Source organism: Polaromonas naphthalenivorans CJ2 (assembly GCF_000015505.1).
In the GTDB taxonomy this organism is placed as follows: Bacteria; Pseudomonadota; Gammaproteobacteria; order Burkholderiales; family Burkholderiaceae_C; genus Polaromonas; species Polaromonas naphthalenivorans.
Genome location: NC_008781.1, coordinates 1 through 25,126, shown reverse-complemented (window position 1 = coordinate 25,126; position 25,126 = coordinate 1). Strand labels below are relative to the sequence as shown.

The window sequence follows — 25,126 nt, the reverse complement described above, 5'->3', positions numbered from 1 at the left end:
TGCCGGAGCCCAGCATATGCACACCTCTTCTCATGCCCGGTTTTGCTCCTTCCCCCGCTGGGGGAAGGTTGGGATGGGGGCCGGCGGTGGTCAAACGCCAGCGATCCGCCTTTTCCAAGCCCGGTTCCCCAGTCTGCCCGCATCGTCCGGCTTCGTGCGCTGGGGCGTGCGCATCGACACCGCGCCCGGCTGGCTCTGGCCGCTGCTGCTGGTCGCGGCCCTCTGGCCGACCTGGCTGTGGATGGGCAGGCGCATGCTGGACCGCTCCGACGACCCGCTGGGCCTGCTGGCGCTGGCGGCGCTCGGGCTGCTGGTGGCGTGCCACCGGCTGCGGCTGCGCTCGTCACCGCGATTGGCCTGGTTTGCGCTGGCGCTGGCCGGCGCCGTTGCCGCCACCGCCGCGCAGGGCCTGCTACCGGCGCTGGCCGTGGCGCTGCTGGCCCTCTTGGCGCTGGCCGCCGGGCTGGCCGCTTTTTTACCGGCGGGCGTGGCCAGCGCGCCGGTCGTCGGCCTGTCGGTGCTGGCGCTGCCGCTGCTGGCGTCGCTGCAGTTCTACGCGGGCTTTCCGCTGCGCCTCATCACGGCCGAAGCCAGCCGCTGGCTGCTGCTGGCCAGCCACGAAGTCGAGCGCAGCGGCGCCAGCCTGCGCGTGGACGGCCATCTGGTCATCGTCGATGCGCCCTGCTCGGGCGTGCAGATGGCCTGGCTGGGCTACTTCACGGCCTGCGCGGTGACGCTGTACCTGGGGCGCGGCAACCGCGCTTTTCTAACCCGCCTGCCCGCCGTCGGCGTGCTGGTGCTGGCGGGCAACATCGTTCGCAACACGCTGCTGGTGGCCGCCGAGGCCTCGGGTAATCACCTGTCCGGCTGGGCGGCTTGGTGGCGCTGGCGGCCGTCTGCGGCGCGATTGCCCTTGTGATGAGCCGCCCCGAAGGAGGCCTTCGTGCTTGAAAACACCTTCATCAACCGCGTGCTGCACAAGACGCTGTGGGCCGTGCTGCTGCCCGCCTGCATGCTGTGGTCCGCCGCCGTCGCCAGCCGCCAGCCGGACGTACTGCGGCCCACGCCGAAAATCGCCAGCGAACTGCCCGCGCAGTGGCAGGGCCGGGCGCTGCGGCCGCTGGCGCTCAGCGAAGTCGAGCAGCGCTTTGCCCGCAATTTCCCCGGCACGCTGAGCCGCATGACCGACGGCCGGCAGGTGCTGGTGCTGCGCAGCATCAACCAGCCGACGCGCATGCTGCACCCGGCCATCGACTGCTACCAGGGGCTGGGCTACCGCATCGCGGCGCAGCAGCTCGAACTCGACAGCGAACGCAGGCTGTGGCGCTGCTTCGAAGCCCTGCAGCCCGGCGGCGGCCAGCGCCTGCGGGTCTGCGAGCGCATCGTTGATGCCGGCGGCCAGGGCTTCACCGACACCTCGGCCTGGTACTGGGCCGCCATCATGGGCCAGTCGCCGGGGCCGTGGCAGGCGATCACCGTGGCGAGGCCGCTGTGACCGCCCGGCGCACCTTCGCCCGGGTCATGGCGGTTTTGCTGGCGCTGTCGGCGGCCCTGGTGGTGGCGCTGTACCTGGTTGTCAAAACCCTGCTCGCGCCGCTGCCCGGCGAATGGGCCACGTCGATTCGCCTCGGCCCGGTGCGGCTTCAGGCCAGCGTGCCCGCGCTGCTGCGCCTGGCCACCGCGCCCTGGCTGGCGCCCCTGCTCGATGGCCGGACGGTGGCGGCGTACAACGGGCCGGTGCATCTGGCCTGGCAGGCGGACAGCCAGACGCTGGCGGCGCGCTGCGCGCCCTGCGCCGTGCAGGCGCCGGCGCTGGGCGGCGAGCCGGTCGAGGTCGATGAACTGCGGCTCACCATCCAGCGCCACGGCGAACAGCTGAACGGCGAAATCTCGTCAGGCCAAGTGAAGGCCGTCTGGCACGGCGACTTGACCAAGGGCGGCTTGCGCCTGCGCCTGCAGTTGCCCATGACGCCCATGGCCGATGCCTATGCGCTGTTCGGCGCGTCGATTCCCGAACTGGCGCAAGCCCGCATCGAAGGCCGGCTGGCATTGACCGCCACGCTGGCCCTGCCGGGCGGCGAGTTCAGCATGACGCCGCAGATCGAGGCCTTCCAGGTCAGCGGACTGGGCACCGAAGCGCTGGTCAATGCGCGCTCGGCCTGCAGCGACACCGCCTCGCGCCTGACGCCTGAAAGCTGGCTGGCGCGCGCCGTGATCGCCGCCGAGGACCAGCGCTTTTACGAGCACGGCGGCTACGACCTGGCCGAACTCAGCGCCGCGCTGGTGCAGAACCAGGACAGCCGGCCGGAAGGCCGGGCCGGGCGCGGCGCCAGCACGCTGACCCAGCAGCTGGCCAAGCTGCTGGTCACCGGCGACGAGCGCAGCCCGGCGCGCAAGCTGCGCGAGTTGCTGTATGCGGTGGAAATGGAGCAGACCCTGGGCAAGAACCGCATCCTGCGGCTGTACCTGGCGCATGCGCCGTGGGGAAATGGGATTTGCGGCGCCGAGGCGGCGTCAAAACGCTACTTCGGCCGCCCGGCGACTGCGCTGAACCCGTCGCAGGCCGCCTGGCTGGCCGCCATGCTGCACAACCCGGCGCTGGAAGCCGAACACTGGGCGAGTACCGGCCAGATCAACGTGGCGCGCACGCAGTGGGTGCTGATGGGAATGCGCGCCCTGCCGCGCCAGCAGCGCCAGCGGCTGGCGCGGCAGCTTGGAGAGCCGGGGCACGAGGTATGGAAAGCGCAGGTGACGAAGCAACGATAGTTAGGTTTCGAGCAATCTCCTGTCAAATCTCACTTTGACTGATTTAGATCTCGTAACTCGATAGCTGCCTGGCCCTCCGGGACAGCTATAAAGCCAAAGCCAACTGGAACATAGGCCACGTTCGGCAGGACGATGGGACTACCGGTGATGGAAGGTTCAAATCGAAGGAACTTGCGCTCCCCGGCAAGCAACACCACTTCGGCAGTCCTTGCCTTCATGAAAAAATCCTGAAGTCCAGCCTTCATCAGAACCACATGCGTTCCGGGCGTTGTGCGCAATGCAACAAAGCCGGCGTTTTTCAACATGCCCACCTCTTTCCCATCCAGATGCACGTAGTAAGCCACGCCACCCCGAACCAACCGATCTGGCCGATAGACCACGATTTCGCCAGCGTCTGAATCTGGTTTTTCCAAGCCTTGAAACTTGGCGCCCGTTGCGCTGCAACCGGACAGCAACAGACAGCCCAAGGCCAATGCCCACAAAGTGAAATGCCGGTTCCGTGGAGTGGAAAAGCCTGAAAGTCGCTGGAGATTCATGGGGTATTCGCTTTCATAAACACGGTTGCTGTCAGTAAAGCTAGCCCATGGAATGCAAGGTCAACTCGCATTGCTATTAAATGCATAGCTAGTTGCGCCCGCGTTTCATGCGCTGCAAGCACATTTGATCATTAAAACTGAACTTTCAGCGTTTCCCAACCAGCGCAAGCCCTTGCAGCGCCGCCTGCTGCGGGTTAGCCGCCAGCGTCACCGCGCTGACCACCGCCACGCCATCGACGCCGCAGGCCAGCACGCCGGGCAGGCGCTCCAGCGAAATGCCGCCAATCGCCACCACCGGATACGGCACGGCCAGCGTGGCCCATTCCTTCAATTGCGTCAGTCCGACCGGCGCGTAAGGCATGACTTTCAGCGTCGTCGGGTAGATCGGGCCAATCGCCAGATAGGACGGCTGCACCGCATGGGCGCGCGCCAGTTCGGCCGGCGTGTGCGTGCTCAGGCCCAGCCGCAGGCCTGCGTTGCGCAGGGCTTCGATGTCGGCCGTGTCCAGGTCTTCCTGGCCCAGGTGCACGCCGTAGGCGCCGGCGGCTAGGGCGAGTTGCCAGTGGTCGTTGATGAACACCTGCGCGCCCGGCACTTTGCTGCCGGCCTCGACGGCGGCGTTCACTTCGCGTTCGATCTCGGCCGGCGTGTGGCCAGCGGCTTTGAAGCGCAGCTGCACCGTGCGCACGCCCCAGCCGAGCAGGCGCTGGACCCAGGCGGCGTCATGCACCACGGGGTAAAAGCCGATGGGGCCGGTCAGGGGGGCAAAAGGCGCGGAAGCAGTCATGGCGGTCACCGGGTTAAAGAATTCTTCGTATGGCTCCTTCCCCAGCGGGGGAAGGAGCAAGTCAGGTCGCGTGCCAGAACGGCACGCCGACGGTGGAGGTCGAAGCCTGCGCGGCGGCGCGCTCGGGCATCGGCGTTGATTCATACGCCGCGCGCCCGGCCGCCACGCCATCGGCAAAGGCCCGCGCCATGCGCACCGGGTCGCCGGCCTGCGCCACGGCGGTGTTCAGCAGGACGGCGTCAAAGCCCAGCTCCATGACCTGCGCGGCATGCGACGGCCGGCCCAGTCCGGCATCGACGATCAGCACCGCATCCGGCAGGCGGCGGCGCATGGTTTCCAGCGCATACGGATTCAAAGGCCCGCGCCCGGTGCCTATCGGCGCGGCCCACGGCATCACCGCCGCGCAGCCCGCCGCATGCAGGCGCTGGGCCATCACCAGGTCGTCGGTGGTGTAGGCAAAGACCGAAAAGCCGTCCTTCGCCAGCGCCGTGGCGGCTTCGAGCGTGGCGACCGTGTCCGGCTGCAGCGTGTAGTCGTCGCCGATCACTTCGAGCTTGATCCACCTCGTGCCGAAAATCTCGCGCGCCATCTGCGCCAGCGTGATGGCTTCTTCGGCGCTGTGGCAGCCCGCCGTGTTGGGCAAAATGTGGCAGCCCAGCGCCTGGATGCGCTGCCAGAAACTGCTGCCGCCGCCGGTTTCGGGCTGCAGCCGGCGCAGGCCGACCGTCAGCACTTCGGTCCCGCTGGCGCGCACCGCATCGCCCAGCACCTGCGGCGACGGGTAATGCGAGGTGCCGAGGAAAAAACGGCTCGAAAGGGTGGTTCCGGCAACGCTCCACGGGCTGCCGTGGGCGATGGAACTGTTCATGGGATTGCTCATGTTCAACCTCCCGTTATGGGCGTGACCACATCGATGCGGTCGCCGCCCTGCAAGCTGCGCTCGGGCCACTGCGGGCGCGGCACGAAGCCGCTGTTGATGGCGCAGGCAAAGGCGCTTTTCAAATCGTAGCCGCGCTCCAGCAGAAGGCCCTGCAGGGTAGCCGCCTGCGTGGCGATGCGCTCGCCATTCAGGGAAATTTCAAAATCGGTCATCTCATCTCCTTGCTGTGCGTATATTCATGTTGCCAACAGTTTATGGGCCAGTTCATCGACCACCGCCGGCGCGCACAAATAGCCATGCCGGTACAGGCCGTTGATGTGCCACACGCCATCGCGCAGCGCCACGGCCGGCCGGTGGTCGTCCAGCGCCGGACGCAGCGCGGCCGACAGCCGCAGCACGCGCGCCTCGCCAAAGGCCGGGTGCAGGCTGTACAGCGCGCTGCCCAGCTCCAGCGTTGAACGCAGCGTGACCGGGCCGGTGTCTTCCGATTCGAGTTCGGTCGCGCCGACGACGAACTGGTGGTCGGGCCGGGGCGCGACGTAGAGCGCGTAGCGCGGATGCATCAGCCGCACCGGGCGCTGCAAAGTCACGCCGTGGCATTCGACGCGCAGCACCTCGCCGCGCACGCCGCGTAGCTGCGGCCACTGCGCCTTGCTGCCCACGCCGCGCGCATCGACCGCCACATCCACTGCGTATTCGCCGCTGGCGCAAATGATGCGCCCCTCTTCCACCCGGTCAACCGCCTGGCCTTCATGCCAGGTCACGCCGAGCCGGTCGATCTCCCGGCCCAGCACGGCCATCCACTGGTCATTGGCCAGCTGGCCTTCGCTCTCCAGGAACAGGCCGCCGCCAAAGCGCCCGGCCAGCGCCGGCTCGCGCTGCGCCAGCGCGGCCGCGTCCAGCGTGTGCACCTCGGCGCGGCAGGCCTCGGGCAGCCGGTGGTGCAACAGGCCGCTGAAGTGGTCGAGCGAACTCTGGTCAGGCGCGTGCGCCACGACCAGCGTGCCTTTCTGGCGGAAATACACTGGCTCGCCGCCGCCCTCGGCCAGTTCGGCGACCCAGCGCGGCCATAACTCCATCGAGCGCCGGCCCAACTGAAACACCACTTCGTCTGATACCGACAGTTCGGCCAGCGGCGACAGCATGGCCGCTGCGGTCATCGAAGCGGTGTCCAGTTCGGCGCGCTGGCGCGAATCGAACAAAGTGACGCGGCAGCCCGCGCGCAGCAGCCGCCAGGCCAGCGTGCGGCCGGCCAGGCCGGCGCCGGCAATGCCGATGTGAAGGGAGTTCATGGGTGAATGCATTTATTCAGGCTTGCCAGCCGTCCCCGCCTTGCTCCTTCCCCCTTTGGGGGAAGGCCGGGATGGGGCCAGCGGCGGGCGCAAAGGTGGATAAGAAGTCTGTCTCGGGAAGAAACCCGTTGAATTTAAGTGAAAAATGGCTCTAGCGCACGATCCGTATGCGCAGTCAGCTATTTTTTTAATAGCATTTTCAGGCGGTTCCTGATTCGGATTCGGGGGGACCCCCATCCCGGCCTTCCCCCAGCAGGGGAAGGAGCAAGACAGGAGCCGGCCCGCTTCAGGAGTAAATCTCGTTCCCGCCCTTGCGGAACTCCTCGGCTTTTTCCTCGAAGCCGCTGCTGACCTGCTGGATCGGAATCACGCCCGGCGCCTTGGCCAGCGTCGTGGTGGACGGATTCAGCCGCGCAAACTCGCGCACTTCCTGCGAAATCTTCATCGAGCAGAACTTCGGCCCGCACATCGAGCAGAAATGCGCCACCTTGGCGTTTTCCTTGGGCAGCGTTTCATCGTGGTAGGCCATCGCCGTGTCGGGGTCAATCGCCAGGCGGAACTGGTCTTCCCAGCGGAACTCGAAGCGCGCCTTGCTGACCGCGTTGTCCCACATCTGCGCGCCCGGGTAGCCCTTGGCCAGGTCGCCCGCATGCGCGGCGATCTTGTAGGCGATCAGGCCCTGCTTCACGTCGTCGCGGTTCGGCAGGCCCAGATGCTCCTTGGGCGTCACGTAGCACAGCATGGCCGTGCCGTACCAGCCGATATTCGCCGCGCCCATCGCCGACGAAATATGGTCGTAGCCGGGCGAGATGTCGGTGATCAAGGGGCCAAGCGTGTAGAACGGCGCTTCAAAGCAGGCTTCGAGTTGCTTCTCGACGTTTTCCTTGACCAGCTGCAGCGGCACATGGCCGGGGCCTTCGATCATCACCTGAACGTCGTGCTTCCAGGCGATCTGCGTGAGTTCGCCCAGCGTGTGCAGTTCGGCGAACTGCGCTTCGTCATTGGCGTCGGCAATCGAGCCGGGGCGCAGGCCGTCGCCGAGCGAGAAGCAGACGTCGTAGGCCTTCATGATTTCGCAAATCTCCTCGAAATGCTCGTACAAAAAGCTTTCCTTGTGGTGCGACAAACACCATTTCGCCATGATCGAGCCGCCGCGCGAGACGATGCCGGTCAGGCGGTTCGCGGTCAGCGGCACATAGGCCAGGCGCACGCCGGCGTGGATGGTGAAATAGTCCACGCCCTGCTCGGCCTGCTCGATCAACGTGTCGCGGAAGATTTCCCAGGTCAGGTCTTCGGCCTTGCCGTTGACTTTTTCCAGCGCCTGGTAAATCGGCACCGTGCCAATCGGCACCGGCGAATTGCGCAGAATCCATTCGCGGGTTTCGTGGATGTTCTCGCCGGTCGAGAGGTCCATCACGGTGTCGGCCCCCCAGCGGATCGACCAGGCCAGCTTGTCCACCTCCTCTTCAATCGACGAGGTGACGGCCGAGTTGCCGATGTTGGCGTTGACCTTGATCAGGAAGTTGCGGCCGATGATCATCGGCTCGGTTTCGGGGTGGTTGATGTTGTTCGGAATCACGGCGCGGCCGCGCGCCACTTCGTCGCGAACGAATTCGGCGGTGATGTCTTTCGGAATCGACGCGCCGAACGAATGGCCGGTTTTCGGCACGCGCTCGGTCGCCAGGCGTTCGGCAAGCTGGGCGCGCACCAGGTTTTCGCGGATCGCGATGTATTCCATCTCCGGCGTGATGATGCCCTGGCGCGCGTAATGCATCTGCGACACGTTGGCGCCCGCCTTGGCGCGGCGCGGCACGGGCGCGTGGGCCATGCGCAGCGCGCTGAGGGCCGGGTCGTTCAGGCGCTCGCGGCCGTAGGCGCTGCTGATGCCGGGCAGGGCTTCGGTGTCCTGGCGCTCGTTGATCCAGGCGCCGCGCAGCGGAGACAGGCCGCGCGTGATGTCGATGCTTGCTGCCGGGTCGGTGTACACGCCCGACGAGTCGAACAGGCGCAGCGGCGGATTGGCCTCGCGGCGGGTTTCACTGCCTTCGGCCACCAGCGTGTCGGTGAGCGTGACTTCGCGAAACGGCACGCGGATGTCGGGGCGCGAGCCTTCGATGTAGATCTTGCGCGAACCCGGAAAAGGCGTGCGGGTGATGCGGCTGGTCAGGTCCGCTGCATCGACGGAAAGATTGGTTTTGGCCATGGCTGTCTCCAGAAAAAGGTGGTGTGCCTGCCTGGGGAGCCAGAAATGTCGCCGTCAAAAACCCTGTGCAGGAGGAATGACGGATTTCCGGAGCCAAAGTGCCTTGTTTCCTACGCGGGCATGATCCCGATCAGGTTCAGCGGGTCTCGCATTTTTGCGATCTCAGCCCCGGATGTGAACATCCCGGGCACCCCGACAAGCTGCGGCGATTGTAAGCACAGCCGCCGCCGGCCCGCAAGGCCGCGCAGGTAACCGGATGCGCTTTTCAGCCGAAACGGCTGGGCTGGCCGACCAGCTTCTTGGCCAGCTCGTCAAGCAGCCTGTGCGTGACCTGCGCCCCCGGATAGCTGGTGTTGTGTACGCCAAAGCCGCCCACGTTGCTCACGCGAAAGGCGATGCAGCCGGTGTCATGGTCGGGCGTCAGCGTGATGAAGGCGCGCGACTCGGTCTGGTAGTCGAACACATAGGCCAGCAGCTTGTTGGTCTCGGGGTGGCGCTGGTCCTTGCGTTCGTGCTGGATCTGCCCGACGGACAGGCGCTGCGTCACGCGCTCCAGGTCGGGCGGAAAGTTGACGGTGACCGTGTGGGTCGCCACCAGTCCGGTGACGGGCAGCAAGTCCCAGCCAACGCCGATGTAGTCGAAAACCTCCGCATTGCGCAGCATCTTGCGGCGCGCGTCGCAGCGGAAGTTGCGCTGCACCAGCGCCGCGGATCCAGCAAACGGCGCCTTGCCGTCCAGGCTGTAGACGCCTGGCGCGGGCGGCTGGATGACGTTGAGCTGGGCGCACAAGTCCTGCAAATACACCAGCGCCATCCGGCAGGCCACTTCGCAGGCCTGGGTGCCGGCCACGAGGTCGCGCTGCGCGCCGAGCTGCAGGCCCTGCAGCGCATTGGCCCGGCTTTTCAGTTCCGACAGAAAACTCATGGCAACCCCGGTTCCTCTTGCATTTTGAATGCCAAAAGCATAGCGCAAGCAGCCCTCGGCCAGAGGCCTGAATTTGCCGAAGCAGCGCGCCCGGCAACGCGGTTTTCACGCAACTTTACAAACCGTCACGCCCGCGCAATGGCGGCTATACACAGGCGCGCCAAACTAGCCTCCAGCCTGCCGCCAATTCCTGGCGCCAGACCATCTCCTCACCGAAAGGAAGTTTTCCATGAAATTCGCGCTCAAATCCCTCAATAGCCTTGTCCTTGCCACCCTGCTGGTCACCGCTGGCGGCGCCATGGCGCAAGGCACCGACGCGGCCCCGGCGGCCCTGAACCCCGGCACGTCAAGCACTGCAACCCACAACGCCAAGGCGCACCATGGCGAGCACCGCATGGGACGCCACGACCCGGCCCAGATGCAGGCCCGGATGGCCAAGCACCAGGCCGAACTGAAAGCCAAGCTCAAGATCACGCCGGCCCAGGAAGGCGCCTGGACCGCCTTCACCGCCGCCATGCAGCCGCCGGCACGCATGATGGGCCAGCGCCCCACGCCCGAGCAGCGCGCCGAGTTCGACAAGCTGACCACGCCCGAGCGCATCGACAAGATGCGTGCGCTGCGGACCCAGCGCATGACCGAAATGAATGCCGAGATGGACAAGCGCGGCGAAGCCACCAAGGCCTTGTACGCCGCACTGAGCCTTGACCAGCAAAAAACCTTTGATGCCGAGCACAAGAAAATGGGCCGGCAAGGCGGGCGCGGCCACCATGAAGGCGGCATGATGCATCCCAAAGGCTGAACAGGGCCGGCAAGGCCCTGACGCCTTCGCGGCGCCGGGCCTTGAAGCACCTGCACCGGTTGCGCTTTTCAAGCGTGGCGGTGCAGGTTTTTTTGTGCCTGCAAGGCCTGGCTAATTACTATTTTTTTAATAGCTGCTGGTGCCCGCAGCCATTGCGCAAAAGGCGTTTTTCATGCTGATTTTGCTGTCGCGGCAAAAATTCTCAAGCCGGTGTAGGACGGCATCCAGACCCGGCACGGAAATAACGCCGCCTGACTAAACTGGCGTGATGACTGAAGTCCGCAAAGGCCAGGCGCCAGCCACGTTGTCGCGCACCGAATTTCATGAACGCTTCATGCAGTCCTTCATGGACCCGGCTTTCCGGGCCGAAGACCATGCCCTCTCGCGCGTCGAGGCGATTGCCTGGGACGCCTACCAGAAAGGCCGCAAGGCGCCGCTCACGCGCAAGGCCGGTGCTGGCCATGCCGACCCGGACTACGCGCTGTCGGTGGAATGGCTGCAGACGCGCGAGCGGCTGCAAAAAGCCCAGGCCACCTGGAAAGACCCGGCCACGCCGTCCCGCGTGCTGCTGGTCTGCGGCTCATCGCGCAACGACGGCACCTGCCCCGGTGAAATCTCCAAGACCTTTCGCATGGTGCAGTGGGCCGAAGAGACGCTGCGCCAGGCGAAGCTGGAAGTCGATAGGCTGGACCTGAGCCTGCTGACTTCGAGCTACCGGCTCAACATCCATCCCTGCAAGGGCTGCGTCTCGACCGCCATGCCGCTGTGCCACTGGCCGTGCAGCTGCTATCCCAACCATTCGCTGGGGCAGACCAGTGACTGGATGGCCGAAATCTACGAACGCTGGACCGCCGCGCACGCCGTCATCATCGTCACGCCGGTGTACTGGTACCAGTCGCCCAGCCCGCTCAAGCTCATGATCGACCGCCTGGTCTGCGCCGACGGCGGCAACCCGGACCCGACCTCCACCCATGGCAAAAATCCGGAGGAAGCCAAGGCGCTCGAACTCGGCGGTTGGGATTACCCCAAGCACCTGGCCGGCCGCGTCTATGGGCTGGTGGTGCATGGCGACGTGGCGGGCGTTGAAGACTCGCGGCGCAACCTGTCGGACTGGCTCGACTGGATGGGCTTCATCGACGCCGGCAGCAAGGCGCGGCTGGACCGCTACATTGGCTATTACGAGCCCTATGCCACCAGCCATGGCGTGCTCGATGCCGATACGGCCCTGCAGACCGAGGTCCGCAATGTGGCCCGCGCGGTGGGCCAGGCCGTCGCGGAACTGCGCGCCGGCAACCTTTCGCAGCCCGGCAAGGGGCTGGCCCCGCCACGGCCCAAATGAATGCACAGGACTGCGGCGGAGCTGGCCGCCTTCACTTCGTCTTGCGCGGGGCCTTCTCGACATAGACCCCTTTCTCCTCGTCAAAGGTATGCGTGGCCAGAAACTGCTTGGTCTCGGCCGCCAGTTGCGCGCGCGTCATCGTTCCGAGGTCGCGCGGGCCCGTCTTGATCGGCACCCAGGTGCTGGAGTCGTTCTGCCACTTGTGGGTGCGCATGAACGCGTCGCGCTCGGCCTTCACTTCGGCACGCGGTTTCACGCCGGCCGGGGCTTCGACGCCCGACTTCAGCACCCAGACACTCATGTTATCGTCCCAGCGGTGGGTCTTGAGGAAGTCGGCCGTGTCCATCTTGACCTCGGCGCGAGCCGGCGATGCAGCGGTTTGCGCATGCGCCGCGACACCGAACATCAGCGCGGCGGTCATCGCAGTTGCCAGGGGAATCGTTTTTATGGCGGATTTCATGAGCATGGTGATGCACTCCTTTATTGGCCCGCAAAGGCTTGTTGGTTAACAGCTTCCCCATTCAACTTAATCAGCCCCGCCTGCGCAGACTGTCGGCAAGCTTCCTTCAAGCATGTAGGACGCGTCCGGGGCGCCTATGCATCGCAGCCCGCCAGCCCGGCGGTGGCGGACTGTCAAAGCGGGCATGGCGACTCAGCGCAAATAAGTTACTGTCCTACAGTTCACCAGCCTGTGCAGACCAACAATGCGTTCACGGGCTTTTCAGTCCTGTTTTTTTCTGGTGCCTTATTTCTTATGCAGCCCTTCATTCCCACCCCTGCTTCCCGTCCAGCGCATCCCGAGGCCGCCCAGGCTGACCAGCCCGCGCCCGAGGTCCACACGCCTTATTCCTTCAAGGTGCTCACGGTCAATATCCACAAGGGCTTCACCTTTTTCAACCGCAAGTTCATCCTGTCCGAATTGCGCGATGCGGTGCGCACCGTGGGCGCGGACGTGGTGTTTTTGCAGGAGGTGGCCGGCAGCCATCTCAAGCATGCCGAGAAGTTCGACAACTACCCCGAAGAGCCGCATTACGAATACCTGGCCGACAGCATCTGGGAGCAGTTTGCCTACGGCCGCAACGCGGTCTATACCCACGGCCACCACGGCAACGCGGTGCTGTCGAAGTTTCCGATTGTCCGGTTTGAAAACCGCGACATCTCCATCAGCGGCCCCGAGCGGCGCGGCATGCTGCATTGCGAACTGCAGGTGCCCGGCCAGAGCCGCAATGTGCACGCGATCTGCGTACACCTGGGGCTGGTCGAAAGCCACCGCACGCAGCAGATGAAGCTGGTGTGCGACCTGGTGCGCAAGGAAATTCCCGTGCGCGCCCCGGTGGTGGTGGCCGGCGACTTCAACGACTGGCGGCGCCGTGCCCATGCCCAGATGGCCAAGGGCGCGAACCTGCACGAGGTGTTCGTGCAGGCCAACGGCCAGGCGGCGCGGACCTTTCCGGCGCGCCTGCCGCTGCTGCAGCTGGACCGCATCTATGTGCGCAATGCCATCGGCCATTCGCCCATCGTGCTGCCCAGCCACCCGTGGTCGCACCTGTCCGACCATGCGCCGCTGGCGGCGGAAATCCGCCTGTAAAGCGGCGCACGGCATGAACCAGCTCCGCATCGTTTCTGGATTCATGCAGCGCCCGGCGAACTTTGCAGGCACGCCATGACGCGCTGGGTCAGCGGCAACTCGTTTCAGTTGCTGGAAAACGGCGAGGCGTTTTTCCCGCGCGTTTTTGAATGCATCGCCGCTGCCCGGAACGAGGTGGTGCTCGAAACCTTCATTTTGTTCGAGGACAAGGTCGGCCTGGCGCTGCATGCGGCGCTGCTGCAGGCGGCTTCGCGCGGCGTGCGGATCGATGTCACGGTGGACGGCTTCGGCTCGCCCGACCTGTCGCCCGGCTTCATCTCGGCCCTGACGCAGGCCGGCGTGCGCGTGCATGTGTTCGACCCCGCCCCCCGGCTCTGGGGCTGGCGCACGAATGTCTTCAGGCGCATGCACCGCAAGATCGTGGTCGTCGATGGCCAGCGCGCCTTTGTCGGCGGCATCAATTATTCGGCCGACCACCTGGCCGACTTCGGCCCCGAGGCCAAGCAGGACTACGCGGTCGAGGTCATTGGCCCCATCGTTGCGGAAATTCACGCGTTCGTGCACCAGGCGCTGGCCGCCGGGCAGCAGGGCACGGCCAAAAGCCTGGGCGGCCAGCTGCGCGAGCGCTTTGCCGACCGCGCGCAGCGCCTGGCGCAGCGCTGGCGCCAGGCTCCCGGGCCGGCAGGCGACGCAGCGGCGATTTTCGTCACCCGCGACAACCGCCTGCACACCACCGACATCGAGCGGCATTACCGCATCGCCATTCGCGCCGCCAGGCAGCGCGTGGTGATTGCCAACGCCTATTTTTTCCCGGGTTTCCGGCTGCTCAATGAAATGCGCAAGGCGGCGCGGCGCGGCGTCGAGGTCAAGCTGATCCTGCAGGGCGAGCCCGACATGGCGATTGTCAAGACGGCGGCCAACATGCTGTACCACCACCTGCTGTCGGCCGGTGTGCAGATCTTTGAATACTGCGAGCGGCCGCTGCACGGCAAGGTGGCGGTGTCCGACGACGAATGGGCCACGGTGGGCTCCAGCAACCTGGACCCGCTCAGCCTGTCGCTGAACCTGGAGGCCAACGTCATCATCAAGGACCGCGCCTTCAACCAGCATTTAAGCGCGCGGCTGGCCCACCTGATGGACAACAGCTGCAAGCAGATCAGGCAGGGCGACCTGGAGGAGTCCACCTGGTGGCGCGTGGTGCGCAGCTTCTTTGTGTTTCACCTGCTCAGCCGCTTTCCGGCCTGGGCCGGCTGGCTGCCCGCGCACACGCCGCGCCTGATGCTGGCGACGGTGCCCACCGATACCGCCGACAGCGCCGACAGCGCCGGCGCCGACCGCGTCAGCCAGGCCGACCCGGTTGGCGCCGCTGATGCCTGACAGCCGCATCCTGCCGCAACCGGCGCCCTCGGACAGCGAGCCCGGCGCCCGCCGGCGCAAACTCACCGACAGACCCTGGTGGCCGTGGCTCAGGCGCGGCGCCACGACAGTGTTTTTTGGGCTGGTCGGCTACCTGCTGGTGTCGCAGGCGCGCACCATCGAATGGGACAAGGTGCTGTCATCGCTGCAGGACTACCCGCTGACGGCATCCTGGGGCGCGGTGGCGCTGGCCGCCGCCAGTTACCTGCTGTACAGCTGCTTTGACCTGCTGGGCCGGCACTACACCGGCCACACGCTGCGCGCGCCCACGGTGATGCTGCTGACCTTTGTCAGCTATGCCTTCAACCTCAACCTCGGATCGGTGGTCGGCGGCGTCGCCTTTCGCTTGCGGCTGTACTCGCGGCTCGGGCTGGCGCTAGGCACCATCACCCGCATCATGTCCTTCAGCATGCTGGCCAACTGGATGGGCTACCTGCTGCTGGCCGGGCTGGTGTTCAGCCTCAAGCCGCCAGCCCTGCCGAACAGCTGGAAAATCGACGCTTCGCAGCTGCGCCTGACCGGCCTGGCGCTGCTGGCGGTGGCGCTGGCCTACCTGGGCGCCTGCGCCTTTTCACGCCAGCGCACCCTGCGCCTGCGTGGCCACGACATCGAGCTGCCTTCGCTCAAGCTGGCCAGCCTGCAGCTGGCCATGGGCGCGGGCAACTGGCTGCTGATGTCGGGCATCGTCTTTATCCTGCTGCAGCAGCGCATCGACTTTTTCAGCGTCGCCAGCGTGCTGCTGCTGGCCGCGATTGCCGGCGTGATCACCCACATTCCCGGCAACCTGGGCGTGCTCGAAGCGGTGTTCGTGGCCCTGCTGTCGCAGCGCATGCCACGGCATGATCTGCTGGCCGGGCTGGTGGCCTACCGCGTCGTTTATTACCTGCTGCCGCTGCTGGTGGCCGCCGTGATTTACCTGGTGATGGAAGCCCGGGCCAAGAAACCAGGCAGGCCTGGCGCTGCCTTGAAACCATGATTTTGATAGCACTCCATGCCCGCTGGCCGTGCGCCAGGGGCCAATTCAGTCTGGATTTTTTGAGCTGGCGGGCGTCGCCACCAGCTCCATGAAGCCGCTCCGATCATCGTGCGCGCGGCTGAACGCCCAGCCCGGCAGCAGCGCCAGCACGATTTCAGCCGTGGTGCGAACGCTGCAGCCCGGCATGACATGACCGCCGCGCATTTCGCCCCGGGCATCGGCGACGCTGGCATGCAGGTGCACGCCGTCCGGGCTCAGCGTGCCCGACAGGGTGATGAGTTCCAGCGGCTCGTTCTGCACGCTTGCCTGCGCCTGGGCCGCATGGCGCAGCACGGCGCGCGACAGGCTGCCGACGGCCGAGATGACGCAGGCGGCCCGGCAGCCCCGGGCCTGCAGCGCGTTGAAGGCCGATTGCAGTTCGGCGCGCAGGTCGTCGCCGGGGTTCAGCCTCAGGACATGGATGGCGGGATCGTTGTTCATGGGGTTTCCATCGGGGTTTTCGGGCTGTGGACAAGTACGCAGTACGCTATTAATTAGATAGCTGATTATGCTTATGGGTCATGCGCAAACCAGTGATTTTTCTTGAAAATCAAGCCGCCACCAGCCGCAGGCAGGTGATTTCGGAAGGCGCGCCGAAGCGCTTGGGCGATCCCCAGTAGCCCGTCCCTCGGCGGGTGTACACCCACAGCGCTCCCCATTTGTGGAGGCCGGCCGTGAAGGGCTGCCGCAAGCGCACAAACAAGATCCACGGGTCAGGAAGTTCATCGAGTTCCGGGATAATGTCCCTTTTTGTTCTCAATGTTTCCAGATGGGCGCAATCCTCATGCATTCAATGCCTGACGCTGTTCAAACGCCGAGCCTGCGGGAAGGCCGGGCGTCCTGCGCTACCCTGGGGTCCTCAGCCGGCATGGGCGTTGCCACCCCATCAGGGTGCGAACGGTCTGCCTCCTTTTGTTCACCAAGAAGCCCCGCACGCCCATGACCATGACTGCTGCCACCTTGACCACCTTTGAAATCAAAAGCGCCAATTTCCCGTTGGTCGCGCTGCTGCTCAAGTCCACCGACCTGGCGGCGCTGGCGCGCGAGATGACGCTGCGCTTCGGCGACATTCCTGATTTTTTCGACCAGGACGCGCTGGTCATCGACCTGTCGCCGCTGCAAAATGCCGGCCAGGCCGCTGCGGCCGAGATTGATTTCCGCGCCCTGATCAGCCTGCTGCGCAGCTACCGGCTGGTGCCGATTGCCGTCAAGGGCGGCAACCCCGCGCAAATGACCGCCGCCCAGAAAGCCGGACTGGTTCCCGGGCAGGATGCCCACCTGCTGACACCCCGCCCGGCCGCCGCATCGGCCGAGCAGCCCGCCCCGCAGACCCAGCAGCAGCAACCGCAGTTGCATGCGCCGCCGCTGGGCGCGCTGGTCATCGACAAGCCCTTGCGCTCGGGCCAGCAGGTGTATGCGCGTGGCCGCGACCTGGTCGTGCTGGCCATGGTCAATGCCGGCGCCGAAGTCATTGCCGACGGCCACATCCATGTGTATGCGCCCTTGCGCGGCCGGGCCATTGCCGGCGCGCGCGGCAACACCGAGGCGCGCATTTTCGCGCTGACGCTGGAGGCCGAACTGCTGTCGATTGCCGGCATCTACCGCACCAGCGAAAACCCGCTGCCGCCCGAAGTGACCGGCCACCCGGCGCAAGTGCGGCTGGTGGACGGCCCGGACGGCGAACGGCTGGTCATGACCCCGATGCAGTGAACATGACCCTCAGGCCTCCTACACATCAATCAGCCTATTTCACTTCCCTGTCGAGCAGGGTTTGATGCATGATTCTGCATTCGCGCCCTGCTGACCTGACTGACCTACCTACCGTTTTCAAAAGGACTTTTTCGAATGGCAAAAATCATTGTGGTCACCTCCGGCAAGGGCGGCGTCGGCAAAACCACCACCAGCGCCAGCTTTGCAACCGGCCTGGCCCTGCGTGGCCACAAAACCGCCGTGATCGACTTTGACGTCGGCCTGCGCAACCTGGACCTGATCATGGGCTGCGAGCGCCGCGTGGTGTACGACCTGATCAACGTCATCCAGGGCGAAGCCACGCTCAACCAGGCCCTCATCAAGGACAAGCAGTGCCCCGAACTGTTCGTGCTGGCCGCCTCGCAAACCCGCGACAAGGACGCACTGACCATCGACGGCGTCAAGAAAGTGCTCGATGACCTGGCGGCGATGGACTTTGAGTACATCGTCTGCGACTCGCCCGCCGGCATCGAGACCGGCGCGCTGATGGCGATGCATTTCGCCGACGAAGCGCTGGTCGTCACCAACCCCGAAGTGTCCTCGGTGCGCGACTCCGACCGCATCCTGGGCATGCTGTCGAGCAAGACCCAGCGCGCCATCGACGGCGGCGAGCCGATCAAGGAGCACCTGCTCATCACCCGCTACAACCCCAGCCGCGTCGATCAGGGCCAGATGCTGTCGCTCGAAGACATCCAGGACATCCTGCGCATCAAGCTGATCGGCGTCATTCCCGAATCCGAAACCGTGCTGCAGGCGTCCAATCAGGGCGTGGCGGCGGTGCACATGCAAGGCACCGACGTGTCCGAAGCCTACAAGGACGTGATCGACCGCTTCATGGGCGAGGACAAGCCGATGCGCTTCATCGACGCGCAAAAGCCCGGTTTCTTCAAACGCCTGTTCGGGGGAAAGTAAAAAACCATGGCCTCATTTTTCTCCTTCCTGCTTGGCGAAAAGAAAAAAACGGCTAATGTTGCCAAGGAGCGGCTCCAAATCATCCTGGCGCATGAGCGCTCGGGGCGCAACAGCCACGAGCCCGACTACCTGCCGGCGCTGCAGCGCGACCTGATTGCCGTGATCGCCAAGTACATCAACATCAATCCCAACGACATCAAGCTCAACCTTGAACGACAGGAAAACCTCGATGTGCTTGAAGTCAAGATTGAATTGCCCGACAAGTAGCCAGGCCGGGCCGGTATTTTTTCCCCAAAAAAAGCAGCAGCGGCGCAAAGGCCGATGCTGCTTTTTTGTTCCAGCGCTTTCAGAGGAAGCGCCGGAGGTGCATGGCGCGGCACTGCATTGCCCCGCCTGCGGGCCTGAGCGGACTTAACGCGCCGGTATCACGCCCTTGAGGCCGGCCCCCGCATCGGCATCCACGCCAGCGCCGAGCCTGGCGCCTGCGGCACCGGCCTTGCCAATGCCCGGCATGCCGGTCCTGGCGCCGCTGGCAGCGTTGGTGGCGGCATTCGCGCCGCCCTTCAAGCCACCCGAAACCTCGGACCTGACGCCCTGGGTCGCGCGCTGGCCGGTCCGCGCCGCAGCGCCGCCGACGGATTCGCCCATGCCACGCACGCCGCCTGCCGTGCGGCCCACGCCTGGAGCCTCAACGCCAGCGGCGCCCTGCGCATTCGCATCGCCACCCACCGCAGCCATGGCCGCCATGCGCTGCTCATCCGTGATATTGCGGTTGGCGCCAGAACCGGCGCTGCCTGCGGCATCGACTCCGGCCATGCCGCCAGCGCCCTTCACGCCGGCACTGGCGTCCACGCCCACGCCGGCACTCACGCCAGCATCCAGAGCGGGGCCTGCGGCAACATTCACGCCATTGCGCAGGGCGCCGTCAAGGGCCAGTCCGCCGGCATGCGATGCAGTGCCCCAGGCGATGGCCGTGGTCAGCACCATCAGGGAAGGAATGGCCCGCAGGAAGCGCTGCTGCTTCCACGGGGAAGGGAGGGAAGAGGTTGGGATCGATAGGGTGCGGGAATGGTTGAAACCGTGCATTGAAGCTCCTGTGTTGAAGAAGCGTTCATCTTCGCCCGGCAAAATGTGCCTCGGGTGTCGGCTTCGTGAAGTGTGTAAGTCGATGCGCAATGCCCCGCTCATGGCGCTTTTTCAACCATCGGCCAGCAACGGCTGGCGCGATATTCAGCATGTGAAATGTCCAGGTCGTGATTTTGTAACGCTTGTCAGCAGCCGAAACGCAAAAACGCGGCCAATCAGGGCTTTTTACACCGGCCGAATGCCGATCAGTAGCCCATGCGCCCAGAACGCAAACACGGCCCAGGCGGCCATGCCGGCCAGCACGGCCATCAGCGTTCCCGAAGCCGTCCCCGCCGGATAGACGGCCAGCGCGGCCCGGTCGCGTGCCCGTGCCGCGCGAAAGCTCAGCCCCGCCCACACCAGGAAACTGCCAAACAGCAGCACATGCGCCCGGTTGCCGTTGGCCAGCAGATGCGCCACGGCCCAGAACATCACGCCCAGCACCATCGGATGGTGCAGCCGCGCCTTGATGGCGTTGCGCGGCACATAGGCGGCCGCCAGCAAAATGAAAGCCAGCGCCGTCAGCAGCCAGGCCAGATGGCGCGTGGCAAACGGCGGCGCCCACCACTGCACCGGCTGCTGCCGCGCCAGGCCAAAACCCCAGATCACCAGTCCGAAACCAACCAGCGAGACCAGCGCGTACAGGCCCTTCCAGCGCTTTTCGCCCAGACGCCCGATCATGGCCGTACGCCAGCCATCGGCCACGATGCGCGTCGAATGCACGCCCAGAAAAAGAACCAGCCCCAGAATCAGCATGCCCATGGTGTTGCCTTCGCATCAGAAGAAAAAGTGAAAAGCTGCCATCGGCAGTAGCGGCCCGGCATTATTGCCCGGCCGAATATCAGCGCTTGGGCGAGCCCACCGGCCCACGGCGCGACTGCGACTGGTTGCTGCCGCCCACATGCGCCTCGCGGTCGCTGCGGCTGTCCGGCGTGCGCTGGCCTTGGTTCAGCTGCGTGGGCTCCTGTTTGCCCTGCTTGTTGCTGTCGTTTTCGACCTTGCCGGTGTGCGGCGTCTGTTTGTCGTGCGGGTTTTGTTGGCTTGTCATGATGGTTTCCGTTGGATAAGTGGATGAGCAAAAGCGAAAAGCGCCTTGAAGGCATATTCCGCACAAGCAGGACGAGAGGCCAGGGGTTCAAAAAAACAGCTTCATTCCGCCTGCCCCATTGTTGAATCAAGCGAAGGCCTGCGGTGTCGGACAGCGCCGCTTTCCCGGCGGCCCGCGCCCGTGCATCTCCGTGCAATCGCTACTTATTTAATAGCTGTTTATGCTTGTGGCTATTGCGCAAAAGGCTTTTTTTGATGATAAAAAAGGCCAAACATCGGCGTTTCCCGTGCGCTGATTCGGCCGGCGCTCAACTCATAATCACCTGGTTGGCTGCGGGAGGTTCCGCAAGCCTGGCAAGGCGGGCAATACGGCTTGCTTCTAAAAGCACAAGGAACTGCAGCATGGGACTGATGGACCGGGATTACATGCATGAAAAATCCCGGCGTCAACGGCCGTTCAGCCCGCCGCCCGAGCGGTTCAAGCTGGGCACCTTGGGCATGGCGCTTGTCTTTGTGGCGCTGCTGTTTTTTCTCTACAAGGCAGCCGACTGGAAACTGAACCAACGCCCAGCACCTCAGCCTGTTGCCGAGTCAATGCCCCAGCCAGCCCGGCATCCAATCCCAGCGCCAGCCCTTCCAACGCAGCCCGCCTACCCAAACAGTTCCAACGCGGCAGCGGGCATTTCCCAAGTGACCAAGTGCGTGGTGAACGGCCGCACCAGCTACGGCGACGCCGCATGCCCGCAAGGATCGATCAGCAGCCAGGTCACCACGCGAGCCAATCACAACCTGATGGCGGCCGTCCGGCCAACAGCCGCCGGCCCAGCCGAAGCAACTGCAACTGCAACGGCCCAACACATCGTTGAAGTGCAAGCCAGTTCTTTCAACGACGCTGCGGCCAAAAAAACGGAATGCGATTGGCTCGATTCGCAAATCAAGCACTGGGATTCCATGGCGCGCCAACCGCAAGGCGCGCAAACGCAAGACTGGATCAGGGAGCAGCGCAAGCAGGCGCGCGACCGACAGTTTCGGATTCATTGCCGGTAATCCTTCGCCCAGCCGCTGTCAGATTTCCCAATTTAAGCTCGCTAACCAAAACTGGCTCTGTAGGTCACTGGGTCCAAAAGACAGTGTTGATCAAGTGATCCTGGGAGATCAAACAGGCGAGGGGATTTTCTGAACTCGAACAAACGATAAAGGTGAAACTGGTCTTTTGCTCCCTGGGACAGAGCCAATTCACCTCGCGAAACGAAAAATGGCGTGTCCCGCCCAAAGGTGGTTGTTTTGACTTCGATCAAGCGCTCCCTGCCATCGGATTCGAATGAGAGCACGTCGTAGCCAAGACCGTCGCCTTTCGATACGGAAACATGCTCGACTCTGTCGGCGAGTCGATGTTGCCCCATCCCAACAAGACGCCAATGCTCGAATTGAACAACAAATTCCTCCCCCGCCAAGCCCAGCGAGCTGTTTTGGGCTTCGCGTTCAAGGTAGTCGCGCTTTACAGCCCTGAAAAGCAAGGGGTTTACCGCTTCCTTGGCCTGATGCTGTTTTTTCGGTGCTTCCGACTTCACTTTCGTGAAGTCGGTCTGGGTGGGTACGACGGCAGGCTGCTGCACGGCCGCCAGTGCAGCATGATCCAAGGTAATTTTGCCGCGCACCTGCTCCTCTGCAACTATCGCCAGGAGCGCCTGGTAGTTAGAGCGCGGTTGATAACCTCGAATGTATGGAAACCCAAGGTCAATCATGGCCGCGCTGATATTGCAGTGCTTGAACTCTATGGAAGCATCAGAACGCCCATTGAGCTTGCCTTGCAGCCAGCGCCGATGCTGGGTCTTGTTGAAGCTCTGTCCAGCGAGTTCCATCGTCAGCATTTGCAGGTAGTCCGCGACGATGGCTTCTACTTCTTCCCGTGACCAATCCATTGAAGTCCTGACAATGTTCTATGAAAGCAAACTTGAATTCGCAGGCAGTTTTTGAATAAGTCCGAGGCTTTATTTTTTCCAACAAGTCAGGAAATCATCCCTGCCACGGTCTTGCATCAACCCGTCACTGGCCAGGTTTCATCCCTTGCGGCATCGCCTTGGGAATTGGGCGATCCAGTGTGATGTGGGACAGACTGGCAACGTAAATCCGCAGCGCTTGCGGCTTGACTGACCTCGCCAGTTCCACCTGCACGGTGACTTCGCTGCCGCCGAGGTCGGGCGACCAGTAGGTTCTTGCAGCTTCGTCGCTTTCTCCGGCCTTGAGATTGTTTTCAACGAGCGAGCTTATTTCTTCCCCGGACACTGCAATGGTTTGTCCTCCCGCAGGGGAAGAAAATCGAAATACCGTGCCCGGGGGAATCTCAAGCACCGTGATGCCGAGTCTGATTCCCGATGCCCCCCGCGAACTGAAACGGAGCGCGGCAAGCTTGCCTGCGCCGGGCAGGTCGCGCCATTGAAGTTGCGCTGCGGTCAGCGCAACGGTCGCGGTCTGGGGAATGCTTCGGGCCTGTCCGATCTGCAACGCTTGCGCGGCGTGATCAGCGTGAGCCCCATCGCTGGGGCCTGCAGCAAGTGGCAAGGGTACAAGCGGCATTTCAGTATGAGAACATGCCCATGTATTGACAAGCAAGACAGATGCAAGCGTCAGGCGTTTCAAAATACCGCTCCCTGGTTAATGAGCAGGCGCGTTCATGGCGCGCTCCAGACGTAATAACCCACGCCTTCATAGGAAAATTGTGGATAGTTTTGACTAACAAAGTCGCGCTCCTTCAGGTTGACAGTGTAGAAATGCGTCCCTGTGACGTAGTTGTAAAAACGATAAAGTGGCGTCGCTTCGGTGCTGGAAGTAGGGCTTGCATACCAGCTCACACCTTCGTATGAAAACCAGGGATAGGCAGACAGCACATTGTCCCGTTCCAGGGGATTACTCGTGTAGAAGTGTGTCCCGGTGCGGATGTTGTAAAAGCGAAAGACAGGACTGGTTCCACTCACGCTGCTGCCGTAGCTATAAAACGCAATGCCTTCATAGCTGAATTGAAGGTATTTTGCTGAAACATAGTCCCGCTCGGCAGCGCTCGAAGTGTAGAAGTGAGTGCCAGTCACGGTGTTGTAAAACCTGTAGACGGGGCTACGCTGGCTGGCTGAAGCCGGAGAAAGCCACTGCGACAGCGCTTTTTGATAGGCGATGTCAAAGCGTCCGTAAACGTCATATCCGGAAGGATTGGAACAGGCTGAGATACCGCCCGTGAGTTGACCGACCAGGTAGCGACTGCCGTTACTGGTAACGAACAAGCCTGAGCCGCTGCTGCCGCCTTCAGTGACGCCGGCTGTCCAGTGCATCTGAAGGTGGCTTGCAGCTTGTGCAGTTGAAGGAGAACAAGAAGTCGTGCAGGAAGCAAAACCATCAATGCTGCCAGTGCTGAACTTTTCCAGATCACCCGCCGGATGATGCAAGCCAAGCACAGCCGCACCAAGGTTTGGCAAGGCAGTGCTCCAGCCAGCAAAGATGACTCCGGAAGGTGGCGTGCTGTTCAACCGCATGAAAGATGTATCGGTTACGGACGTGCCATACAACAGCGTTGCCCCACCGGCAAGTGTGCGGGAAGTGGGGCTTAACGCTCCACTGTTGCAAGCAGAGCTTCGATAAAACCAATCGGTGTTAAGAGTCGATGCGACAGTCTGCGTCGAAATGCAGTGGTATGCACTCAGAAAGTAGGGGATTGCGTTGGCAGCCTTGTTGTTAAGCAACGTACCTGTGCAAAGATAGCTGTTGCCACTTTTCACGAATCGCATCCGCGCCACCGACTTGCTTTGCGCGTCGTATGCCGGATCGCAGGACACGTCAAGATTGCACCCCCCCGACTGACCAATCTTGAGAACAGGCGCCTCCTTCACGGGCAAATCAGTGAATACATGTGAAATCCGGGGAACGGAAATTTGCACAGCCTGGGTATCCGCGCCCAAAGGCAGTTCAATTTCCATCGTGACTTCGTCACCGCTGAGGTCAGGAGACCAATAAGTATGGGCATCCTCGCTGTGGTCTCCAGCATCCAGATTGCGCTGGATGATGGCCATGATTTCTGCGGAGGAAACCTCCATTGCGGTAGGGCTGCCAGGCACGTGAAACCGCAACACGGCAGCAACCGGGAGGCGCACGACCCGAACGCCAAGCCTTATGCCCTTGGCACCAGTTGACTTGAAGCTGAGGGCAGCGATTTTTCCGCCTTGCGCTGAGGCTGTCCAGTCCAGCCGGCTTGATATGTCTTTTTCGTTTGCTGTTGCCGAGACATCCCGCGCAGTGCCTATCTGGGTGGGTTGCCCGGACTTCGGTGGGCTCGCTTGGTCGAGAACGACCTTGGTTTCCAGCGGGGCAAGCGTTACAAAAATTGGCCGGGGCGACGCAACGTTGCTGTACGACTTGAAGGGAGAAATATCCTGAACCCGCGTATCAGCCGATGCCAGGGATTCCGTGGTGGCCACGATGGATTGCGCTTGCTGCACTGTCGGACTCGACGCGACTTTCGCCTGCGTGCTGCTGTCGCCATTGCCTCCCCCGCAACCCGCAACTACCAGAATTAACAATCCCGTGACCAGACTTCTTATCGATTTTTTATACATGACAGTCACTTATAAATTTTTACTGACAGCTTGTGTTTTTACTGTGCGCTTGTCCCGGCTCTTACGTAAGAAACACTTGGCAAAAGTAAAAAACACACTTAATGTTACGATATTTTCAAAAAAAATATCTTTTTTACTTTTAAATT

The 25,126-nt window shown here is 63.4% G+C and carries 27 protein-coding genes, 1 pseudogene and 1 riboswitch; of the genes and pseudogenes, 12 read left to right on the top strand and 16 right to left on the bottom strand.

Annotation, left to right across the window (positions count from 1 at the left end):
* The first annotated feature begins 16 nt into the window (after nucleotides 1–16).
* Genes xrtQ through PNAP_RS00135 form a run of 3 tightly spaced genes read left to right on the top strand, consistent with a single transcriptional unit; the run spans nucleotide 17 to nucleotide 2,766 of the window.
* Nucleotides 17–919, top strand: coding sequence for an exosortase Q (gene xrtQ / locus PNAP_RS00145; RefSeq protein WP_232290732.1), 903 nt, complete (start codon nucleotides 17–19; stop codon nucleotides 917–919).
* A 24-nt stretch (nucleotides 920–943) separates the two neighbouring features.
* Entirely contained in the window at nucleotides 944–1,495 is a 552-nt protein-coding gene (locus PNAP_RS00140; protein ID WP_011799462.1) for a hypothetical protein, read from the top strand.
* Nucleotides 1,462–2,766, top strand: coding sequence for a biosynthetic peptidoglycan transglycosylase (locus PNAP_RS00135; RefSeq protein WP_232290731.1), 1,305 nt, complete (start codon nucleotides 1,462–1,464; stop codon nucleotides 2,764–2,766). The genes PNAP_RS00140 and PNAP_RS00135 overlap by 34 nt, the downstream gene beginning before the upstream one ends.
* Before the next feature lie 29 nt (nucleotides 2,767–2,795).
* On the opposite strand, the gene PNAP_RS24810 is transcribed toward PNAP_RS00135, so the two are convergent.
* From PNAP_RS24810 to PNAP_RS00100, 7 genes are all read right to left on the bottom strand, one after another.
* Nucleotides 2,796–3,302, bottom strand: coding sequence for a DUF2846 domain-containing protein (locus PNAP_RS24810; protein WP_011799460.1), 507 nt, complete (start codon nucleotides 3,300–3,302; stop codon nucleotides 2,796–2,798).
* A 145-nt stretch (nucleotides 3,303–3,447) separates the two neighbouring features.
* Nucleotides 3,448–4,089: a thiamine phosphate synthase gene (gene thiE / locus PNAP_RS00125; protein ID WP_011799459.1), complete on the bottom strand. Its 642-nt coding sequence runs from the start codon at nucleotides 4,087–4,089 to the stop codon at nucleotides 3,448–3,450.
* 61 nt (nucleotides 4,090–4,150) lie between these two features.
* Entirely contained in the window at nucleotides 4,151–4,957 is an 807-nt protein-coding gene (locus PNAP_RS00120) for a thiazole synthase (protein WP_157040347.1), read from the bottom strand.
* 14 nt (nucleotides 4,958–4,971) lie between these two features.
* Complete coding sequence (thiS, locus tag PNAP_RS00115) at nucleotides 4,972–5,181, bottom strand: sulfur carrier protein ThiS (protein WP_011799457.1); 210 nt, start codon at nucleotides 5,179–5,181, stop codon at nucleotides 4,972–4,974.
* A 24-nt stretch (nucleotides 5,182–5,205) separates the two neighbouring features.
* Nucleotides 5,206–6,261 (bottom strand): glycine oxidase ThiO, encoded by a 1,056-nt coding sequence (thiO, locus tag PNAP_RS00110; protein ID WP_049763613.1) that lies wholly within the window; start codon nucleotides 6,259–6,261, stop codon nucleotides 5,206–5,208.
* A 286-nt stretch (nucleotides 6,262–6,547) separates the two neighbouring features.
* Complete coding sequence (thiC, locus tag PNAP_RS00105; RefSeq protein ID WP_011799455.1) at nucleotides 6,548–8,464, bottom strand: phosphomethylpyrimidine synthase ThiC; 1,917 nt, start codon at nucleotides 8,462–8,464, stop codon at nucleotides 6,548–6,550.
* 90 nt (nucleotides 8,465–8,554) lie between these two features.
* Nucleotides 8,555–8,669, bottom strand: a riboswitch (TPP riboswitch).
* Between the two features lie 60 nt (nucleotides 8,670–8,729).
* Entirely contained in the window at nucleotides 8,730–9,389 is a 660-nt protein-coding gene (locus PNAP_RS00100) for a hypothetical protein (RefSeq protein ID WP_011799454.1), read from the bottom strand.
* Nucleotides 9,390–9,618: 229 nt separating this feature from the next.
* Between PNAP_RS00100 and PNAP_RS00095 the strand changes: the two genes are divergently transcribed.
* Both PNAP_RS00095 and PNAP_RS00090 read left to right on the top strand, forming a co-directional pair.
* Nucleotides 9,619–10,188, top strand: a complete 570-nt coding sequence (locus PNAP_RS00095) for a Spy/CpxP family protein refolding chaperone (RefSeq protein ID WP_011799453.1) — start codon at nucleotides 9,619–9,621, stop codon at nucleotides 10,186–10,188.
* Nucleotides 10,189–10,456: 268 nt separating this feature from the next.
* A complete protein-coding gene (locus tag PNAP_RS00090) occupies nucleotides 10,457–11,527 on the top strand; it encodes a flavodoxin family protein (RefSeq protein ID WP_011799452.1) in 1,071 nt (356 codons plus the stop codon).
* 31 nt (nucleotides 11,528–11,558) lie between these two features.
* Here the strand turns inward: PNAP_RS00090 and PNAP_RS00085 are convergent, their stop codons facing one another.
* Nucleotides 11,559–11,987, bottom strand: a complete 429-nt coding sequence (locus tag PNAP_RS00085) for a hypothetical protein (RefSeq protein WP_041376415.1) — start codon at nucleotides 11,985–11,987, stop codon at nucleotides 11,559–11,561.
* Between the two features lie 294 nt (nucleotides 11,988–12,281).
* Between PNAP_RS00085 and PNAP_RS00080 the strand changes: the two genes are divergently transcribed.
* The 3 genes from PNAP_RS00080 to PNAP_RS00070 all read left to right on the top strand — a co-directional run bounded on the left by PNAP_RS00080 (nucleotide 12,282) and on the right by PNAP_RS00070 (nucleotide 15,507).
* The gene (locus tag PNAP_RS00080) at nucleotides 12,282–13,115 is read left to right on the top strand and encodes an endonuclease/exonuclease/phosphatase family protein (protein ID WP_011799450.1); all 834 of its coding nucleotides are present in this window, start codon (nucleotides 12,282–12,284) and stop codon (nucleotides 13,113–13,115) included.
* 75 nt (nucleotides 13,116–13,190) lie between these two features.
* A complete protein-coding gene (gene clsB / locus PNAP_RS00075) occupies nucleotides 13,191–14,492 on the top strand; it encodes a cardiolipin synthase ClsB (protein WP_011799449.1) in 1,302 nt (433 codons plus the stop codon).
* Complete coding sequence (locus tag PNAP_RS00070; protein ID WP_011799448.1) at nucleotides 14,485–15,507, top strand: lysylphosphatidylglycerol synthase domain-containing protein; 1,023 nt, start codon at nucleotides 14,485–14,487, stop codon at nucleotides 15,505–15,507. Before clsB ends, PNAP_RS00070 begins: the two co-directional genes overlap by 8 nt.
* Nucleotides 15,508–15,552: 45 nt before the next feature.
* On the opposite strand, the gene PNAP_RS00065 is transcribed toward PNAP_RS00070, so the two are convergent.
* Nucleotides 15,553–15,987 (bottom strand): PPC domain-containing DNA-binding protein, encoded by a 435-nt coding sequence (locus tag PNAP_RS00065; protein ID WP_011799447.1) that lies wholly within the window; start codon nucleotides 15,985–15,987, stop codon nucleotides 15,553–15,555.
* A gap of 109 nt (nucleotides 15,988–16,096) precedes the next feature.
* Nucleotides 16,097–16,258, bottom strand: a pseudogene (locus PNAP_RS25400) (metallophosphoesterase); the annotation flags it as partial.
* 227 nt (nucleotides 16,259–16,485) lie between these two features.
* Here PNAP_RS25400 and minC point away from each other — a divergent pair.
* The 3 genes from minC to minE all read left to right on the top strand — a co-directional run bounded on the left by minC (nucleotide 16,486) and on the right by minE (nucleotide 18,474).
* The gene (minC, locus tag PNAP_RS00060) at nucleotides 16,486–17,256 is read left to right on the top strand and encodes a septum site-determining protein MinC (protein WP_011799445.1); all 771 of its coding nucleotides are present in this window, start codon (nucleotides 16,486–16,488) and stop codon (nucleotides 17,254–17,256) included.
* A gap of 135 nt (nucleotides 17,257–17,391) precedes the next feature.
* Nucleotides 17,392–18,207 (top strand): septum site-determining protein MinD, encoded by an 816-nt coding sequence (minD, locus tag PNAP_RS00055; protein ID WP_011799444.1) that lies wholly within the window; start codon nucleotides 17,392–17,394, stop codon nucleotides 18,205–18,207.
* 6 nt (nucleotides 18,208–18,213) lie between these two features.
* Entirely contained in the window at nucleotides 18,214–18,474 is a 261-nt protein-coding gene (gene minE, locus PNAP_RS00050; RefSeq protein WP_011799443.1) for a cell division topological specificity factor MinE, read from the top strand.
* 144 nt (nucleotides 18,475–18,618) lie between these two features.
* On the opposite strand, the gene PNAP_RS26655 is transcribed toward minE, so the two are convergent.
* From PNAP_RS26655 to PNAP_RS00035, 3 genes are all read right to left on the bottom strand, one after another.
* Nucleotides 18,619–19,293, bottom strand: a complete 675-nt coding sequence (locus PNAP_RS26655; protein WP_011799442.1) for a hypothetical protein — start codon at nucleotides 19,291–19,293, stop codon at nucleotides 18,619–18,621.
* Nucleotides 19,294–19,518: 225 nt separating this feature from the next.
* Entirely contained in the window at nucleotides 19,519–20,094 is a 576-nt protein-coding gene (locus PNAP_RS00040) for an NnrU family protein (RefSeq protein ID WP_011799441.1), read from the bottom strand.
* A gap of 79 nt (nucleotides 20,095–20,173) precedes the next feature.
* On the bottom strand, nucleotides 20,174–20,380 hold the full coding sequence (locus tag PNAP_RS00035) for a hypothetical protein (RefSeq protein ID WP_011799440.1): 207 nt from the start codon (nucleotides 20,378–20,380) through the stop codon (nucleotides 20,174–20,176).
* 254 nt (nucleotides 20,381–20,634) lie between these two features.
* Between PNAP_RS00035 and PNAP_RS00030 the strand changes: the two genes are divergently transcribed.
* Nucleotides 20,635–21,426: a hypothetical protein gene (locus tag PNAP_RS00030; protein WP_157040176.1), complete on the top strand. Its 792-nt coding sequence runs from the start codon at nucleotides 20,635–20,637 to the stop codon at nucleotides 21,424–21,426.
* 41 nt (nucleotides 21,427–21,467) lie between these two features.
* Here the strand turns inward: PNAP_RS00030 and PNAP_RS00025 are convergent, their stop codons facing one another.
* The 3 genes from PNAP_RS00025 to PNAP_RS00015 form a co-directional block, all read right to left on the bottom strand.
* The gene (locus tag PNAP_RS00025; RefSeq protein ID WP_011799438.1) at nucleotides 21,468–22,301 is read right to left on the bottom strand and encodes a DUF3883 domain-containing protein; all 834 of its coding nucleotides are present in this window, start codon (nucleotides 22,299–22,301) and stop codon (nucleotides 21,468–21,470) included.
* A gap of 124 nt (nucleotides 22,302–22,425) precedes the next feature.
* Nucleotides 22,426–23,019 carry a hypothetical protein gene (locus PNAP_RS00020; protein WP_157040175.1) on the bottom strand — a complete coding sequence of 198 codons (594 nt, stop codon included), beginning with the start codon at nucleotides 23,017–23,019 and terminating at the stop codon, nucleotides 22,426–22,428.
* A gap of 32 nt (nucleotides 23,020–23,051) precedes the next feature.
* The gene (locus PNAP_RS00015) at nucleotides 23,052–24,980 is read right to left on the bottom strand and encodes a hypothetical protein (protein WP_041376411.1); all 1,929 of its coding nucleotides are present in this window, start codon (nucleotides 24,978–24,980) and stop codon (nucleotides 23,052–23,054) included.
* Nucleotides 24,981–25,126 lie beyond the last annotated feature (146 nt).

What these genes read in the sequence shown, in the direction of transcription:
- xrtQ (WP_232290732.1), top strand. Translation starts at nt 17, where the DNA reads ATGCACACCTCTTCTCATGCCCGGTTTTGCTCCTTCCCCCGCTGGGGG.
- PNAP_RS24810 (WP_011799460.1), bottom strand. Translation starts at nt 3,302, where the DNA reads ATGAATCTCCAGCGACTTTCAGGCTTTTCCACTCCACGGAACCGGCAT.
- thiE (WP_011799459.1), bottom strand. Translation starts at nt 4,089, where the DNA reads ATGACTGCTTCCGCGCCTTTTGCCCCCCTGACCGGCCCCATCGGCTTT.
- PNAP_RS00120 (WP_157040347.1), bottom strand. Translation starts at nt 4,957, where the DNA reads ATGAACAGTTCCATCGCCCACGGCAGCCCGTGGAGCGTTGCCGGAACC.
- thiS (WP_011799457.1), bottom strand. Translation starts at nt 5,181, where the DNA reads ATGACCGATTTTGAAATTTCCCTGAATGGCGAGCGCATCGCCACGCAG.
- thiO (WP_049763613.1), bottom strand. Translation starts at nt 6,261, where the DNA reads ATGAACTCCCTTCACATCGGCATTGCCGGCGCCGGCCTGGCCGGCCGC.
- thiC (WP_011799455.1), bottom strand. Translation starts at nt 8,464, where the DNA reads ATGGCCAAAACCAATCTTTCCGTCGATGCAGCGGACCTGACCAGCCGC.
- PNAP_RS00100 (WP_011799454.1), bottom strand. Translation starts at nt 9,389, where the DNA reads ATGAGTTTTCTGTCGGAACTGAAAAGCCGGGCCAATGCGCTGCAGGGC.
- PNAP_RS00095 (WP_011799453.1), top strand. Translation starts at nt 9,619, where the DNA reads ATGAAATTCGCGCTCAAATCCCTCAATAGCCTTGTCCTTGCCACCCTG.
- PNAP_RS00090 (WP_011799452.1), top strand. Translation starts at nt 10,457, where the DNA reads ATGACTGAAGTCCGCAAAGGCCAGGCGCCAGCCACGTTGTCGCGCACC.
- PNAP_RS00085 (WP_041376415.1), bottom strand. Translation starts at nt 11,987, where the DNA reads ATGAAATCCGCCATAAAAACGATTCCCCTGGCAACTGCGATGACCGCC.
- PNAP_RS00080 (WP_011799450.1), top strand. Translation starts at nt 12,282, where the DNA reads ATGCAGCCCTTCATTCCCACCCCTGCTTCCCGTCCAGCGCATCCCGAG.
- clsB (WP_011799449.1), top strand. Translation starts at nt 13,191, where the DNA reads ATGACGCGCTGGGTCAGCGGCAACTCGTTTCAGTTGCTGGAAAACGGC.
- PNAP_RS00070 (WP_011799448.1), top strand. Translation starts at nt 14,485, where the DNA reads ATGCCTGACAGCCGCATCCTGCCGCAACCGGCGCCCTCGGACAGCGAG.
- PNAP_RS00065 (WP_011799447.1), bottom strand. Translation starts at nt 15,987, where the DNA reads ATGAACAACGATCCCGCCATCCATGTCCTGAGGCTGAACCCCGGCGAC.
- minC (WP_011799445.1), top strand. Translation starts at nt 16,486, where the DNA reads ATGACCATGACTGCTGCCACCTTGACCACCTTTGAAATCAAAAGCGCC.
- minD (WP_011799444.1), top strand. Translation starts at nt 17,392, where the DNA reads ATGGCAAAAATCATTGTGGTCACCTCCGGCAAGGGCGGCGTCGGCAAA.
- minE (WP_011799443.1), top strand. Translation starts at nt 18,214, where the DNA reads ATGGCCTCATTTTTCTCCTTCCTGCTTGGCGAAAAGAAAAAAACGGCT.
- PNAP_RS26655 (WP_011799442.1), bottom strand. Translation starts at nt 19,293, where the DNA reads ATGCACGGTTTCAACCATTCCCGCACCCTATCGATCCCAACCTCTTCC.
- PNAP_RS00040 (WP_011799441.1), bottom strand. Translation starts at nt 20,094, where the DNA reads ATGGGCATGCTGATTCTGGGGCTGGTTCTTTTTCTGGGCGTGCATTCG.
- PNAP_RS00035 (WP_011799440.1), bottom strand. Translation starts at nt 20,380, where the DNA reads ATGACAAGCCAACAAAACCCGCACGACAAACAGACGCCGCACACCGGC.
- PNAP_RS00030 (WP_157040176.1), top strand. Translation starts at nt 20,635, where the DNA reads ATGATAAAAAAGGCCAAACATCGGCGTTTCCCGTGCGCTGATTCGGCC.
- PNAP_RS00025 (WP_011799438.1), bottom strand. Translation starts at nt 22,301, where the DNA reads ATGGATTGGTCACGGGAAGAAGTAGAAGCCATCGTCGCGGACTACCTG.
- PNAP_RS00015 (WP_041376411.1), bottom strand. Translation starts at nt 24,980, where the DNA reads ATGTATAAAAAATCGATAAGAAGTCTGGTCACGGGATTGTTAATTCTG.